Annotated in this window: 11 protein-coding genes; 7 read left to right on the forward strand and 4 right to left on the reverse strand. The window is 74.2% G+C overall.

What is annotated here, in order from left to right; translation table 11 throughout:
• The first annotated feature begins 16 nt into the window (after window positions 1-16).
• Window positions 17-1,123, forward strand: a complete 1,107-nt coding sequence (locus IEZ04_RS11110; protein ID WP_229820948.1) for an ABC transporter permease — start codon at window positions 17-19, stop codon at window positions 1,121-1,123.
• A 65-nt stretch (window positions 1,124-1,188) separates the two neighbouring features.
• On the opposite strand, the gene IEZ04_RS11115 is transcribed toward IEZ04_RS11110, so the two are convergent.
• Together IEZ04_RS11115 and IEZ04_RS11120 are read right to left on the reverse strand one after the other, a co-directional pair.
• The gene (locus IEZ04_RS11115) at window positions 1,189-2,529 is read right to left on the reverse strand and encodes an MFS transporter (protein ID WP_189216563.1); all 1,341 of its coding nucleotides are present in this window, start codon (window positions 2,527-2,529) and stop codon (window positions 1,189-1,191) included.
• A gap of 243 nt (window positions 2,530-2,772) precedes the next feature.
• Complete coding sequence (locus IEZ04_RS11120; protein ID WP_189216564.1) at window positions 2,773-3,456, reverse strand: helix-turn-helix domain-containing protein; 684 nt, start codon at window positions 3,454-3,456, stop codon at window positions 2,773-2,775.
• Window positions 3,457-3,920: 464 nt separating this feature from the next.
• Here IEZ04_RS11120 and IEZ04_RS11125 point away from each other — a divergent pair, with 464 nt between their 5' ends.
• The 4 genes from IEZ04_RS11125 to IEZ04_RS11140 all read left to right on the forward strand — a co-directional run bounded on the left by IEZ04_RS11125 (window position 3,921) and on the right by IEZ04_RS11140 (window position 9,854).
• Window positions 3,921-5,195: a cytochrome P450 gene (locus IEZ04_RS11125; protein WP_189216565.1), complete on the forward strand. Its 1,275-nt coding sequence runs from the start codon at window positions 3,921-3,923 to the stop codon at window positions 5,193-5,195.
• Window positions 5,196-5,409: 214 nt separating this feature from the next.
• Window positions 5,410-6,036: a hypothetical protein gene (locus IEZ04_RS11130; RefSeq protein WP_189216566.1), complete on the forward strand. Its 627-nt coding sequence runs from the start codon at window positions 5,410-5,412 to the stop codon at window positions 6,034-6,036.
• A complete protein-coding gene (locus tag IEZ04_RS11135; protein WP_189216567.1) occupies window positions 6,036-7,670 on the forward strand; it encodes a DUF6545 domain-containing protein in 1,635 nt (544 codons plus the stop codon). The genes IEZ04_RS11130 and IEZ04_RS11135 overlap by 1 nt, the downstream gene beginning before the upstream one ends.
• 381 nt (window positions 7,671-8,051) lie before the next feature.
• Window positions 8,052-9,854, forward strand: a complete 1,803-nt coding sequence (locus IEZ04_RS11140) for a glycoside hydrolase family 15 protein (RefSeq protein ID WP_189216568.1) — start codon at window positions 8,052-8,054, stop codon at window positions 9,852-9,854.
• A 161-nt stretch (window positions 9,855-10,015) separates the two neighbouring features.
• Here the strand turns inward: IEZ04_RS11140 and mptB are convergent, their stop codons facing one another.
• Window positions 10,016-11,650 carry a polyprenol phosphomannose-dependent alpha 1,6 mannosyltransferase MptB gene (gene mptB, locus IEZ04_RS11145; protein ID WP_308429792.1) on the reverse strand — a complete coding sequence of 545 codons (1,635 nt, stop codon included), beginning with the start codon at window positions 11,648-11,650 and terminating at the stop codon, window positions 10,016-10,018.
• On the opposite strand from mptB, the gene IEZ04_RS11150 reads away from it, so the two are divergent.
• Both IEZ04_RS11150 and IEZ04_RS11155 read left to right on the forward strand, forming a co-directional pair.
• Window positions 11,621-12,322 carry a thiamine pyrophosphate-binding protein gene (locus IEZ04_RS11150; RefSeq protein WP_189216570.1) on the forward strand — a complete coding sequence of 234 codons (702 nt, stop codon included), beginning with the start codon at window positions 11,621-11,623 and terminating at the stop codon, window positions 12,320-12,322. The genes mptB and IEZ04_RS11150 overlap by 30 nt on opposite strands.
• Before the next feature lie 46 nt (window positions 12,323-12,368).
• Window positions 12,369-13,265: a transketolase family protein gene (locus tag IEZ04_RS11155; protein ID WP_189216667.1), complete on the forward strand. Its 897-nt coding sequence runs from the start codon at window positions 12,369-12,371 to the stop codon at window positions 13,263-13,265.
• A 64-nt stretch (window positions 13,266-13,329) separates the two neighbouring features.
• Here IEZ04_RS11155 and IEZ04_RS34735 read toward each other — a convergent pair whose 3' ends face one another.
• Window positions 13,330-14,703 carry a tryptophanase gene (locus IEZ04_RS34735; RefSeq protein WP_229820949.1) on the reverse strand — a complete coding sequence of 458 codons (1,374 nt, stop codon included), beginning with the start codon at window positions 14,701-14,703 and terminating at the stop codon, window positions 13,330-13,332.
• Window positions 14,704-14,742: the final 39 nt, after the last annotated feature.

The following is a 14,742-nucleotide window of genomic DNA, read 5'->3' on the forward strand; positions in this document are numbered from 1 at the left end:
GCAGAGGAAGGCACCTGTGCCCACATCGTCCAGACCCGCCACCACTTCCGTCCCCACCAAAGCGGCCACCGAAGCGACGGACGCGTCCCCGGGGCTCCCCCCGCAGGCGCGTCACCAGCACGCGGTGGACGCCGCCCCGCCGCGGCGGGGCGCCGACGGGCTCAAGGGCGTCTTCATGCCCGTCGCCATCGTGCTGGTCATCGGCTCCATCTTCGTCAGCGTGTACCTCGCGGCCTTCCACGCGCCCAGGCCGCACCGGCTGCCCGTGGCCGTGGTCGGCACCACGCAGCAGTACCAGCAGGTCGCCGACGGTCTGGAGCGCGGGCTGCCCGACGGCTTCGCCGTGCGGCACTACACCGAGGAGGCCGCCGGCCGGGCCGCCGTGCAGGACCGCACGGTGTACGCGGCCTACGTCGCCGACGCCGTGGACGGGCCCGAGCTGCTGTACGCGGGTGCCAACGGCCCCTCGGTGACCTCCACGGTCGGCGAGGCGTTCGCCGCGGTCGCCCGGGCGGGAGGGGACGGTCTCACGCAGCAGGACGTCGTGCCCGCGTCGGCCGGGGACACCCGCAGCATGTCCGTCTTCTACGCCGCCTTCGGAGTCGTCCTGGCCGGTTACCTGTTCGGCATGATGACCTATCAGATAGCCCCCCGCCTGCAGTTCCGCGCCCGCATGGCCAGCCTGGCCGCCTTCAGCGTGCTCGGCGGCGTGGTCGTGGCCCTGCTGACCGGGAGCCTCGGCTTCGCCGCGCTGCCCGGGCCGTTCCTGGGCATCGCGGGTGTCATCGCGCTGATGGCCGCCGCGGTCGGGGGCGCGACGATGGTGTTCATGCGGCTGTTCGGACCGGCCGGCATGTCGCTGGCCTCGGTGGTCCTGCTGATCCTCGGCAACAGCACCAGCGGCGGCACGCTCCCGGCCGAGTACCTGCCGGGCTGGCTGCAGCCGCTGTCGGGCATCCTGCCGGTCGGTGTCGGGGTGCGTGCCGTCCAGGGGCTGTCCCACTTCCGCAATGACGGGCTCGTGCAGGGCGTCGTCATCCTCTCGGTGTGGGCGGTGCTCTGTGCCGCGATCATCTACTGGCGCGACACGCACGTCCCGCGCCGCCGTGCGGCGGCCGCCTGAGAACGGCCCCGTGACAAGGGCGGCCGACGACCCGCCGTCCCCGCGCTCCGTCGGCTGCCCGCCGCTCACGTACGGGCGGTGTCGGCCGCCGGGCCCGTGCGCGTGGTGCGGAGCGGACCGGAGGCCAGCCCCAGCAGTCCGATGCCGGTGATCGCCGCGGCGCAGACGGCGACGGCGGCCGTCGGGCTCGCGAGGTCGGCGAGCGCGCCGAGGGCGTTGTTCATCAGCAGCAGGGCGAGAGCCTGGACGAGCGCGAGGACGGCCTGGATGCGCGACAGGTGGGTCTCGGGGGTCTCCCCGAGGACCAGGGGCGCCATGTGCGCCGAGAAGAGGCCGTTGCCGACGCCGATGACCAGGCCGGCGGCCGTCGCCACCGGCACGCCGGGCGCCGCCCCCACGCCCAGCACGCCGACACCCGCCACGACGAGTCCGGCCGCCGACAGGAGTCCCGGGCGGCCGAGCGGACCGCGGCGCACGACGGCCAGGGTGACGGCCACCATGCCCACTCCCTGTGCCCCGATCACGAGCCCCGCGGCTCCCGCACCCCAGTCCTGCTGTCGGGCGAGGAGGGGGAGCAGCAGCGGCAGCACGGGCAGCAGGAAGCCGGCCGCGGCGCCGGTGAGCAGGAGCCCCGGGCGCAGGACCGGGTGGGAGAACGCGACGCGTACGCCGTCCGAGGCGTCCTTGAGCAGGCTGGACGACCCGGTGGAGGGCGGCGCCCCGTGCCGTGGCCGGACGGCGATCAGCACGGCCAGGACGAGTGCGAAGGTGACGGCGTTGACCAGAGCGGCGCCGGCGAGCCCGGCGAGGCCCACGAGCACGCCGCCGAGCGGGCCGCCGCCCATGTTGATCACTTGGCCGCCGACCTGTCGCAGCGACAGCGCACGCGGCAGCTGTTCCCGGGGCACCAGGCGGCGCGGCATGGAACCGGAGGCCGGCAGGTAGAAGGCGTCGGCGACACCCACTGCCAGGCCTGCCGCGACGAGCAGGGCGGGCGGAGCCCCCAAGTGGTGGGCGACCGCCGCCAGGACGACGGAGAGGACCAGCATCGCCGCGTCCCCCGCGATCAGGACGCGGCGTGCGCTGACCCGGTCGCTCACCGCGCCGCCGACGAGCAGCAGGAGAACGCGGGGGAGCGTGACGGCGCTGAGAACCAGGCCCGCGACGGCTCCGCCGTGCTCGCTCGCCGCCCAGCCGAGGGCGAAGTAGAAGACCGCGTTGCCCGCCAGGGACGCCAGGATGCCGGCCAGCCACAGCAGGTAGGAGCGGGGGAGCCGGGGCCTGCCCCGCGCGGGGTCTCCGTCGGCCGAGCCGGACGGGGCCGCGGCGGACGGGGCCGCGGCGGACGCGTCGGCGGCGGACGCGCCGGCGGCAGGAGGTGAGGGATCTTTTCCAGGTGCTGGCAAGGGTCGCTCCGAAGTCGGCACGGTCGATGGCCGGCACAGGTGACCGTGGTGCCGGCGGGGCTCACAGTGGCAGAAGGCACTGACAACGCGACCCGACTGCAACGGGGCGATCACGAACGGGGCGTTCCCCAGCGGTGCCGAGGGAGTCGGCGCGCGACGGAACGGGTGTCTGGTCTCTCACCGAGGCGTAGGCGTCAACAATTGGGCACACCTCGCTGGCGTGCCGACATGGCCCCGTCCGTCCTACGCCTGCTCCGTGTCCTGGCCGGACGCCCGGTGGGCCGCGCGGTCCTGGGCGCGCAGGCGGGCGGCGAGGGCGTCGAAGGCGGGTACGAGCTGTCGCAGGGTCTCCTCCGGGGAGAGGTCGCCCGTGGCGCGCAGGGCGACGCCGGTCGCGTCCATCTCCTGCATGCCGGTCCGCAGGACCAGGACCGGGAGGTCCACCCTGGCCATCTTGCGCAGGTGGGCGCCGAGCGCCTCGCCCTCGGTGCGGGAGAAGAAGCCCTCCGGTACGCCGAAGTACTCCTCCAGGCGCCACACATGGTCCAGCCGTGCGCTGCGGTCGCCGTTGAGGAGGTGCGCGACCTGGGTGGACGAGATGCCGGTTCCGCCCGCGATCGTCCTGAGGCCCTCGCGGGCGGCGGGCGTCCCGCGCGCGCGGAGCCGCCTGGCCAGCGTGAGCCGCTGTGCCACCAGGGTGCGGAAGAAGGCCTCCCGGGCCGTCTTCTCGCGAGGCGGCTGCTGCGGCTCGGCGCCCTCCAGGAGTTCGCGCACCCGGTCCTCCGCGATGCCGGTCTGTTCGCAGATCAGGGCCGGGTCGAGGAAGTCGTGCCGGCTTCTGCCCAGACGCCAGGCGTAGCCGTCGACCTCGGCGAGGAGTTGGGCGATGTCGGCCGCAGTCACCTCTGCGCGCAGGGGCTGGTTCACCAGGGCATCTCCAAGCGGAACATGCAGGACCGTGCGATGTGGGGGTATGTGCCCGAAGAGTATCCACGACATTCTGCCCCGGCCACCCGCGTACCCAATTGTTGACAGTGGGGCAGGGGGTGCCTGAGTATCACTCCACGCTGTGTCCGGACGGGCGACGCCCACTCCGGACGGGCGACGCCCACCCGGCACACGCGCGCCGCGCCCCGCCGGAACGCACGACCCGCCTCCGCCCACGCCCTGCCACCGCCAGCCGCCGACACGGAATCGCCGACGATGACCCACTCCCCACGGCCGTCACCACCCCTCGGTGGCCCGTCCCGAGGTGCGCGCGGGGCCCGGCGGTGGCGGCCGGGCCGGGCGGCGGCGCTCCTCTCCCCGGCGCCCCTCCCGCCGGAGCACCGGGAACATCCGGTCGATCACCGGGTGCGTGCCCGGACCCCGACACCGGCTGGAGGCCGCTGATGACCCTCGGTACCACGGACCTGTTCTTCCTCGACCCCACGGCCTCCGACGTCATGGGGGACGGGGCCCTGCTCCGCGCCAGGGGGCCGCTCGTGCCCGTGGAACTGACCGGCGGGGTCACCGCCTGGGCCACCGGGCACCAGGACGTCGCCGAGTGGGTCATGCGCAGCGGCAGCTTCCGCCGCGACCCGTCCTACTGGGCCGACTACACCAGCGGCAAGGTCCGCCAGGACTGGCCGTTGCTGCGGCTGATCACCATCGACTCGATGCTCACCATGGACGGTGCCGACCACCGCGCCCTGCGCTCGCTGGTCGAGGCGGCGCTGGCACCCGCCCGGGTCGAGCGGCTGCGCCATCGCGTCGAGGAGATCGTCCAGGAGCTGATCGACGACCTGGCCGCCACCGGCCCGGACGAACTCGTCGACCTGCGGGCGCGCTTCGCGGCGCCGCTGCCGATGCGGCTCATCTGCCACCTCTTCGGTCTGGACGCCGTGAACAGCCGTGTGCTCGCCGAGAACTACCTGGCGCTGCACGACAGCGCCGGCACCCCCGAGCGCGCCGTGGAGGCGAGCGCCGCGATCGGCGCCGTCATCACGGACCTGATCCGGCGGAAACGCTCCCGGCCCGCGGACGACCTGACCTCCGCGTTGATCGGCGCGGCCGAGGCACAGGGCACCGCGCTCGACGACCGGCTGCTGACGGAGACCCTGGTGCTGGTCCTGTTCGCCGGCCACGAGATGACGACGAACCTGCTCACCAACGCCCACCTGGCGCTCGACGCCCATGCCGACCAGCTGGACCTCGTCCGGCAGGGCGCGGCCACGATGGCCGCCGTGGTGGAGGAGACGCTGCGGTGGAGGTCGCCCGTCTACACGATCATGTTCTACTACGCGGCCGAGGACGTCACGGTGCCGGGCACGGGCCGTACGGTGCGGACGGGGGAGGCGGTGGTGATCTGCCCGGCCGCCACCGGCCGCGACGAGCGGGCCTTCGGCCCGGACGCCGGCACCTTCGACATCACCCGGACGGTCACCAGGCAGCACCTGTCCTTCGGGCACGGGGCCCACCACTGCGTGGGCGCCCCCCTGGCACGCCTGACGTGTGCCACGGCGCTGGAGGCGTTCTACGAGCGTTTCGACACGGACCGTTCCGGACTCGCCGCGCCGATGCCGATCGGCTCCTACACCGCCAACTCCGCCACGGAACTGCTCACCCGGCTGCGGCCCCGCGACGGCCGCACCACCGACTCCGCAGGAACGCGCGGGCACCGGTGAATCCCGACTGCCCCCGCTGCCCCGGCTGGTACTGTCGCTCCGCAGGTCGACGGCCACAGCCTGTCACGTCAACAGGGGGGAACGGGAAGGTGGAAGGACCCGAGCGACCGACCGGCCACCGCACGCGGTCGGCACCCTCGACCGGCCCGGCGGCACCGTCCCGCGCCGGCCGCCCCGCCCCGCACGCGGGACCGCGGCGAAGGGGCTGACCAGCGTGTACCGCATCGACGCCGTTCCCCCGGCCCGCGCCGCCAAGGCCGGTGACCGGGCCCGTGCCGTCGTGCGCGAGCACCGCGCCTGGGTCCGCGCGCGCAGGAACGCGCGACGTGTGTTCCGCGACGACCTCGGTCTGCGGCCGGGGGCGCGGCTCCAGGACGTCGTCGACGCCGTCTCCGCGGCCCGCGGACGCCCCCTCACCCTGCTGCGTACGGAGCTGATGCCCCCGGGAGTCAGCGGGTTCGTCGTCGAGGGACGCACCCAGGACACCATCGTGGTCACGGCCACCGTCTCCGCCCGCCTGGCGGTGCACATCAGCCTCCACGAGCTGAGGCACCTGGTCCCCACCGCGTCCGGCGGCGTCCACGGCCCCTCCGTCGCCGGGCACGGCGCCTTCGGCCCGGACACCCTGCGGAACCTCACCACGGAGCTGTCGACCCTGCCCCCGGCCGTCGTGGACGAGGTGCTGGGCGGCCCGGCGAGGATGCGGTCCGCGTACGACGACGCGGAGGAACGGGACTGCGAGCTGTTCGCCACGATCGTGCTGCCCATGCTGGACCTGAGCGACGGCACGCGCAGCACCAGCCGGGTCGTCACCGCCTTCAGCAACCGCAGGTCCCTTTGATGTGGACCGCCTTCGTGACGGTGGTGAACCTGGCCTTCGCCCTCGGCACCCTGGCCCTGGGCACGGCCAAGGCGGTGGCCGCGCGCCGTGAGCGGGACCTCGCGCTGACGCTGACCGCTTCGGTGCTGCTGCACACGAGCGTCATCTTCCTGGCCGCCACCCCCGCCGTCTACCGCGCCGTCGGCGCCGCGCTGCACTCACCCAACATCTGCTCCCTCGTCATCCCCGTGACCACGCTCGTGACCGTCGCCCACGCCCACGCCATGACCCAGCTGTGGCAGCCGGAGGGCGACGTCAGGGCGGCACTGCGCCGCGCGGTCCGCGTCTGGGGGCCGGTGTACGTGGGGGCGGCCCTCCTGCTGACCGCCCTCTACGTCAAGGCCGACCTGGGCCCCGCCGCCCCGCTGGCCGTCGCCGCGGCCTACGCCCACGAACCGGAGATGGTGGTCTACCACCTCGCCTACGCGGCCGTCCTGAGCACCACCGTGGTGGTCACCGTGCGGCAGTGCCGGAGCCTGCACGTCCCCGGTCCGCCCGGGTTCGTCGACCACATCAGGCGGTGCCTCAGACATCTCGTCGTCGCGCTCTCGCTCGACATCGGGAACGCCGCCGTCACCGTGACCGCCATGATCGGCGCCCTCGCCGGCCACGACCACGTGTCCGGCCTCGCCCAGACGGCGTGGCTCGCCACCGTCGTCAGCTGCATGTCCGCCGTCGCCGCCCTCGGCCGGCTGATGCTGCTCTCGGTCGCGGACATCCGCACCCTGAAGCCGCTGCACCGGCTGGTCGTGGAGGCGGCCCCGCAGGTGGTCCTGGCCCCCGGCCACCTCTGGACCGGCTTCGACGTCCGCCTGCTCCTCGACCGTCGCCTCACCGAGATCAGTGACGGCGCCGCCAGCCTCAGCCCCTGGTGGAGCACCGCTCCCGGCCGTGCGGTGGAACGCCTCGCGGCGGACCGGCCCGGCGGGCGGCGGACCGACGGCTGGGACCCGGTGGCCGCTCGGGCCGCGGCCACCCTGGTGCACGCCGCCCGGTGCCGGCGGACGGGAGCGCCCCCCACACCTCCCGCGGACCGTCCGACGACGCTGCCGGGCACCGACATCGACATCGAGGAGGAGCGCCCGCACCTCGTACGGGTGGCACGCCACCTCACGCACCCGATCGTGCTGAGGGCGCTCGCCCTGGCCGACGAGCAGGCCCCCGGCCGGGGCGCGGCCGGGTCCCCGCGGCCGACGGGGCCCGGCGCGCAGGATCACCCCTCCTCGTCAGCCGGCCGGGCCGCCGGCGAAGGGCAGCTCCCGCCACCGGCCCCCGGCCGGCTCCGGACACTCCACCAGCGACGGCAGCCGCGGCACGACGGAGGCGACGGCCCAGAGCGTGCCCACGGCGTTCACGAAGCGCAGGACGTCCCCGTCCGGCGGCCGCATGCCGTTGCGCCGCGCGCCGCGGTCGTGGACGGACTCGGGGCCGGGCCCGAGCGCGGCCGCGTCCCGCCCGACGGGGCCCGGGGTGACCGGCCCGAAGCCGGCGCAGAGGCAGCCGTCCACGCCGGAGAAGAGGCCGGCGGGCGGGGAGCCGCCGCGGCCGGGCTGGAGATCGACCCCCGGGAACCGGCCTTCGAACGCCGTGCGTGAGCTCACGAAGCGTGCCACGTAGCCGGGCTCCGCGCCCCCGGACCTCGTCGCCGTACTGCCGGCACGTCATCGGGAACCCGTCACGCCGCACGGGCTCCCGCGGTACCAGGGGACCGGGCGGGGTCACGGGGGTGCCCGGTCCGTGAACCACCGCGTGCTCACGTCCGGCTCCGCCCGCCGGCGCCCCGCCGGATCGTCGGGGGTCGTGCCCGGAGTCCGTGATCGCCCCCCGCTCCGACCGTGCCCCGATCGTCCCCTCCCACCGCCACGAGCGCCGGCCAGGGTGACCGTGCGTACTTCCGTGACCGGCGGGAACCCAGCGGATCACGGAGATCGCGCACCTCGCGCACCCCACGCACCATGGGAAGGAACGACGCAACGATGGCCCAGGCCGAGACGGCGCCCCCGGAGCGGACGGACGGGTACGCGGAGCTGCGCTCGTACGCGGCGATCGGCGACGGCTACTGCGTGGCCCTGATCGCGGGCGACGGCGACATCGACTGGTACCCGGCCCCCGACCTCGACTCGCCGCCCGTCTTCGGCCGGCTCCTGGACACGCTGGGCGGCGGATACATCCGGCTCCGCCCCCGCGGCCCGTACCGGGCCGAACGGCAGTACCTGCCGTCCACCAACGTACTGCGCACCACCTACCGCACGCCCGGCGGCACCGTCCGGGTCACCGACTCCCTCAACGTCGGGCTGACCGGCAGACTGCCGTGGAGCGAGCTGGCCCGCCGGATCGAGGGCGTCGACGGCGAGGTGGACATGGAGTGGGCCGTGGTCCCCGGCAACGCGCTGAACACCGTCTCGCCCTGGGTGCAGCACACGGAGACCGGCAGCATCGTGCAGGCGGGTGACGTCAACCTCACCGTACGGCTGAGCGAGGCCGGGGACGTGCGGCAGGGGGAGCGCAGCGTCGGCGGGACGCTGACCACCGCGCCGGACTCCCGGCACCTGCTGGCGGTGATCGTGACCCGCGACGGACCGGTGCCCCTGCTCGACGCCGACCGGGTGCTGGAGGGCATCGGCCGCACCGTGCACCGCTGGGAGCAGTGGTCCTCCCAGCTCGGCTACGACGGGCCGTGGAAGGAGGCGGTGCTGCGCAGCGCCCTCGCGCTCAAGCTGCTGGTCCACGCCCCCACCGGGGCCGTGGCCGCCGCGGCCACCACCTCGCTGCCCGAGAGCCGTGACGGCGGCCGGAACTGGGACTACCGCTACGCCTGGATCCGGGACGCCACCTACACCCTCAAGACACTGCTGCGCCTCGGCGAGCCCGAGGAGGCGCACGGCGCGGTGGCCTGGCTGCTCCGGCTGGCCCGGCGGCACGACTGCGAGCTGCCCGTCATGGCGCGGCTCGACGGCGGTGAGCCGGAGGAGGTGACGTACGCGGACGTCCCCGGCTGGCGCGGCATCGGCCCGGTCGTCACCGGCAACCGCGCGGCCGGACAGCTGCAGCTCGGCGTCTACGGCGACCTGCTGGACATCGTCTGCACCTACACCGAGTACGGCAACGTCCTGGACGCGGCGAGCGGCCGGATGCTCGCGAACCTCGCCGACCGCGTCTGCGACCTCTGGCACCGGCCCGACTCGGGCATGTGGGAACTGCCGGAGGCCCGGCACTACACCAGCTCCAAGATGGGCTGCTGGCACGCGCTGGACAGCGCCGTCCGGCTCGCCGAGGCCGGGCAGATCCCGGGCCCCGCCGACCGCTGGCGCTCCGAGCGGGACCGGATCCGGCGCTGGATCGACGAGCACGGCTGGTCGGCGGAGCGCGGCGCCTACGTCTGGTACCCGGGCACCGACCAGCTGGACGCCTCGGTGCTGCTGCACGCCGGCTCCGGGTTCGACCGGGGCGAGCGGATGTCCGCCACGATCGACGCGCTGCGCGAGGAACTGGGCGCCGGACCGCTGCTGTACCGCCACAGCGAGGCGCCCGGGAACGAGGCCACCTTCACCGCCTGTGCCTTCTGGACGGTGGAGGCGCTGGCGTGGGTGGGGCGGGGCGACGAGGCGGAACGGCTCATGGGGGAGCTCGTCCCGCTCGCCAACGACGTCGGGCTGTTCACCGAGATGATCGACGCGGACGACCTGTCCTTCCTGGGCAACATGCCGCAGGGACTGAGCCATCTGGCGGTCATCACCGCCGCGCTGGCCCTGCACCCGCAGGAGCCCGGACCGCGGTGACGGCAGCCGGGCGTCCTCGCGGTGCGCGACGGTCCGGCAGCGCGTGGACGACGGGCCGGGAAGGCTGACACGGCAACGGCCGTACCGCGGTGTGCACACGCGGTACGGCCGTGTCGGCGCCCGGCCCGGGAACCACGGGCCGGGGCCCGCTCGGGCGGGACTCAGGTGAGGGCCGCCGGCTGACGGCTGCGGCGGGCCGTCCAGGTCAGGACCGCCCAGGTCACCAGGCCACCGAGCACGGCGGCTATCACGTACGTCCAGGTGGGGCCCCGGCCCGAAGGCATGATCATGAGGAGCAGGGCGACCACCGCGGCCTTCGCCCGGGTGTCGGCCAGGGTGCGCCAGGCCACCACGGCCAGCGGCACGCCGCCCCACAGCAGGTACCACGGCTGCACGGCGGGAGAGCACAGCACGATGGCCAGCAGGCTCAGCGCCGTGGCCCGTTCCGCCCCCAGGCGGGGAGCGCGCCAGACGAGGAAGAGCACCGCGCACACCCCGGCCAGTGTGCCGACGGTACGCGTGGCGGTGACCGCGCCGGGGGCCGCGTTCCAGTCCGCCGCGCCCGCGATCCACTCCAGCACGATGCCCAGGTTCGTGCTCACCGACAGCCATGTGTGCACCTCGGCGGGGGTGCCGGCGGTCCGCAGCCACCCCCAGCCCTGCCCGCACAGCAGCACGATCAGCCACAGCGCCGCGCCGGCCACCGCGGTGATGCCGAGCGCACGGCCCACGCGACGCCACGGGCCCGGCCGCGCGGCCACCGCCACCATCGCGGCGCACGCCAGCGCCACCCCGGTGGGCGCCTTCACCAGCACGGCCCCCGTCAGGACCACGGTGCCCAGCACCCACCGTCCGGAGCGGTAGGCCACCAGACCGGCCATCATCAGACCGATCATCAGCCCCTCGTTGTGCGCCCCGCCGACCACATGGGCCAGGACCAGCGGGTTGAGCGGGGCCGCCCACCAGGCGCCGCCCTCACCGACGCCCGTCCGCGCCGCCAGCCGCTGCACCGACCACGCCAGCAGCGCCAGCCCGGCCAGTGCCACCAGCCGGTGCCCGACGGCCGCGGCGACCACGTGGTTCTCGCCGGCCACCGCCATCACACCCTGGCTCGCCAGCACGGACAGCGGCCCGTACGGGGCGGAGGAGTCCCGCCACACCTCGGGGACGTTGGCGGCGAGCGGGCCGCCCAGATCCGCCGGACTGGCCTCGTAGACGTTCCAGCCGCGCAGGGCCAGCGTCCCCTGGGCTATGTAGCTCCAGACGTCGGCGCTGAACAGCAGCGGCGAGGGCACCAGCGGCAGCGTCCAGCAGGCCAGTGAGCGCCACTGCTGCCGCCGGCTCATCTCCGCACCGGCCCGCAGCAGTGTGCCCAACTGCCACCAGGCCCACAGCATCAGCCCGATGCCGGCGTACGCCACCGTGGCGCCCACCGCCGTGAGCGCCGGGCCCGGCGCCCCCCACACCCCGTCCTGTACGCCTCGTGGCAGTGCGCCGGAGCCCCACGCGCCCACCGAGAGAAGCACGGAACCGTACGTGCCCCTGCGTATCCACTCTTCGACTGTGCTCCCCACCGTCCTCATTCGGCGGATCTTAGATGTTCGCCCGGGTCGCCCGATCGGCCCCCGGGGAATTGGGGACGAACTCGGGATGCCGGGCGGGCGGCGGGCACGGTCTCCGCCGGCCGGGGCGGCCCGCCAGGGCTGCGCCTCCGTCCTCCCGCCGCCACTTGACCTCAAGTCCACTTGAGGTCGCAGATTGGCCGTATGACGCTCACCGGTACACCTCTCGCACATGGTTACGACGATCTGGGACGCCTGATGTCGCTGATGACCGGCGACGAGAAGCACGGCCCGGCGGCCACCTCCACCCTCGACGCGCTGTGGGTCCTGTACGACCGTGTCCTGCGCGTGACACCCGAGACGGCCGGGGATTCCGACCGGGACCGTTTCCTGCTGTCCAAGGGCCACGGGCCGATGGCGTACTACGCCGTGCTCACCGCCAAGGGTTTCCTCCCGGAGGACTGGCTCCCCGGTTTCGGCACCTTCGACTCGCCCCTCGGCCACCACCCGGACCGGACACTGGTCCCCGGGGCGGAGATCGGCTCGGGCTCCCTGGGCCACGGGCTCCCGCTCGCGGTGGGCACCGCGCTGGGGCTGCGCGCCCAGGGACACACGCGGTCCGCGGTGTGGGTGCTGGTCGGGGACGCCGAGATGGACGAGGGCAGCAACAGCGAGGCGCTCGCCTTCGCGGGGGCGACCGGGCTGGAGAACCTGCACGTCCTCGTGGTCGACAACGCCTCCGGCACCTACGGCCGGCGCGGCGGCATCGCCTCCCGGTTCACCGTCGAGGGCTGGTCGGCGACGACGGTGGACGGACGCGACCACGAAGCCCTGTACCGGGCGTACACCGCACCGCACCCCGGACGGCCGCACTGCGTCGTCGCCCAGGTCGAGTCCGCGCCCTGAAGCCCGAGCACCGGAAGAGAGAAGACCCTTCGTGAACACGGACACCATGCGGGAACGCTTCACGCGCGTCGCGAGCGAACTCCTCGACGAGGATCCCCGGCTCGCCGTCGTCCTGGCCGTCATCTCGGCCGACCGTTTCGCGCGGGCCGCCCGGGCCCACCCCCACCGGGTCGTCGACGTGGGGATCCGCGAACAGCTCCTCGTCGGTGTCGCCGGCGGCATGGCCCTCACCGGTCTGCGCCCGATCGTCCACACCTTCGCCAGTTTCCTGGTGGAGCGGCCCTTCGAACAGGTCAAGCTGGACCTCGGCCACCAGGCGGCGGAAGCGGTCCTGGTCAGCTCCGGCGCCTCGTACGACGTCGCCTCCGGCGGCCGGACCCACCAGGCCCCCGGTGACATCGCCCTCCTCGACACCCTCGACGGCTGGACCGTCCACGTGCCGGGCCACCCGGACGAGGCCGAGGCACTGCTCCGGCACGCCGCCGCCGGGACCGGCACGCGGGTGTACGTACGGCTGAGCGAACAGTCCAACGGCACGGCACGGCCGGTCGGCCCGGGGCGGTTCCAGGTGCTGCGCGAGGGCCGCGCCGGGGTGGTCGTCGCGGTCGGCCCGCTGCTCGACGCCACGCTGGAGGCGACCCGCGGCACGGACGTGACCGTGCTGTACGCCTCCACGGTCCGCCCGTTCGACGCCGCCGGGCTGCGCGCGGCCGTCGCCGGGACCACGGCGGCCGACGTGGTGCTGGTCGAGCCCTACCTGGCGGGCACGTCGGTGTCCTTCGCCGCGGACGCGCTGCGCGACGTCCCCCACCGCGTCCTTCCCCTGGGCACGGCGCGCGAGGAGCTCCGCCGGTACGGCACCTGGCGGGAGCACGTCGCCGCACACGGTCTGGACGCGGCGGGGATCCGCCGGCAGATCGACGGCTTCCTGGCCCGCGGGTGACGGAACGGGACCATGTGCCTGTTCCGGCGCCCGCGGGTCACGGGGCGGCACCCGCGGGGTGCCGTCAGCTCTGCGGCGTCACCGGCTCCAGTCTGATGCTGAAGTGACGGAGGATCGGCGACTGGCCCACGATGCGGTAACCGTGCACCGAGCCCGGGTCCTTGGCGATGTCCCCGAGGGTCCGGGCGACGTGGTCGTAGTGGCTGCGGGTGTAGACCCGGCGCGGGAGCGCCAGCCGGACCAGTTCGTACGGCGCGCTCCGGACGGGGTTGCCGTGCTCGTCCTCCTCGCCGAGGTACAGGGACCCCAGCTCCGCCGAGCGGATGCCGCCGCGCAGGTAGAGCTCGCACATCAGGGCGGTGCCCGGGTACTGGTGCGGCGGGATGTGCGGCAGCAGGCGCCCGGCGTTGACGTAGAGGGCGTGCAGACCGGAGGGCTCGACGATGTCGACGCCGACGGAACGGATGCGGTCGGCCAGGTAGGCGGCCGCCTCCTCGCGCTCCGCCAGGTAGGACGGCTCGGTGACCTCCAGCAGTCCCTGGGTCATCATCTCGAGGTCGCGTCCGGACAGGCCGCCGTAGGTGGAGAAGCCCTCGGTGGCGATGAGCAGTCCGTTGCACCGTTCGGCCAGCTCGGGGTCCTTGAGGCCGATGAAGCCGCCGATGTGGACGATGCCGTCCTTCTTGGCGCTCACCACGCACCCGTCCGCCAGCCGGAAGGCCTCCTCGGCGACCTGACGGGGCGTACGGTCCTGGTAGCCGGGCTCGCGGCGGGTCACCAGCCAGGCGTTCTCCGCGAACCGCGCGGCGTCCAGGATCAGCGGGACGCCGTGGCGGCGGGCGAGTTCGGCCGCCCCCCGCAGGTTTTCCATGGAGACCGGCTGACCGCCGCCGCCGTTGTTGGTGACGGTCATCAGCACGGCGGCCACGGGCGACTCGCCCGCGTTCTCCAGCGCCTGCCCGAGGGCGGCCAGGTCGATGTTGCCCTTGAAGGGGTAGTCGCTGTCGAGGTCCCTGGCCTCGGCGCAGGGCAGGTCGAGCGCCCGGCAGCCGGTCAGCTCCACGTTGGCGCGGGTGGTGTCGAAGTGGGTGTTCGACACCACGGTGTCACCCGGCTTCAGGAGCGCGGAGAACAGGATGCGCTCCGCCGCCCGGCCCTGGTGGGCCGGGAGGACGTGCGGGTAGCCGGTGAGTTCGGTGACGACCTCGTGCCAGCGGTAGAACGAGCGCGACCCGGCGTAGGACTCGTCGCCGCGCATGCCGGCGGCCAGCTGGTCCGCGGATATCGCGCCGGTCCCCGAGTCGCTCAGCAGGTCGATGGTGACCTCGTCGGCCCGCAGGTCGAACGGGTTGTAGGCGACGCGTTTCAGGGCGGCCTCGCGCTGTGGCCGGGTGGTGAGGGCGAGGGGCTCGACGACCTTGATGCGGTACGGCTCCACGTGGGCTCTTCTTTCTGCGTTACGTGTTCACTGTGTGAC

It is taken from the genome of Streptomyces ruber (assembly GCF_014648075.1).
Classification (GTDB): Bacteria; Actinomycetota; Actinomycetes; order Streptomycetales; family Streptomycetaceae; genus Streptomyces; species Streptomyces ruber.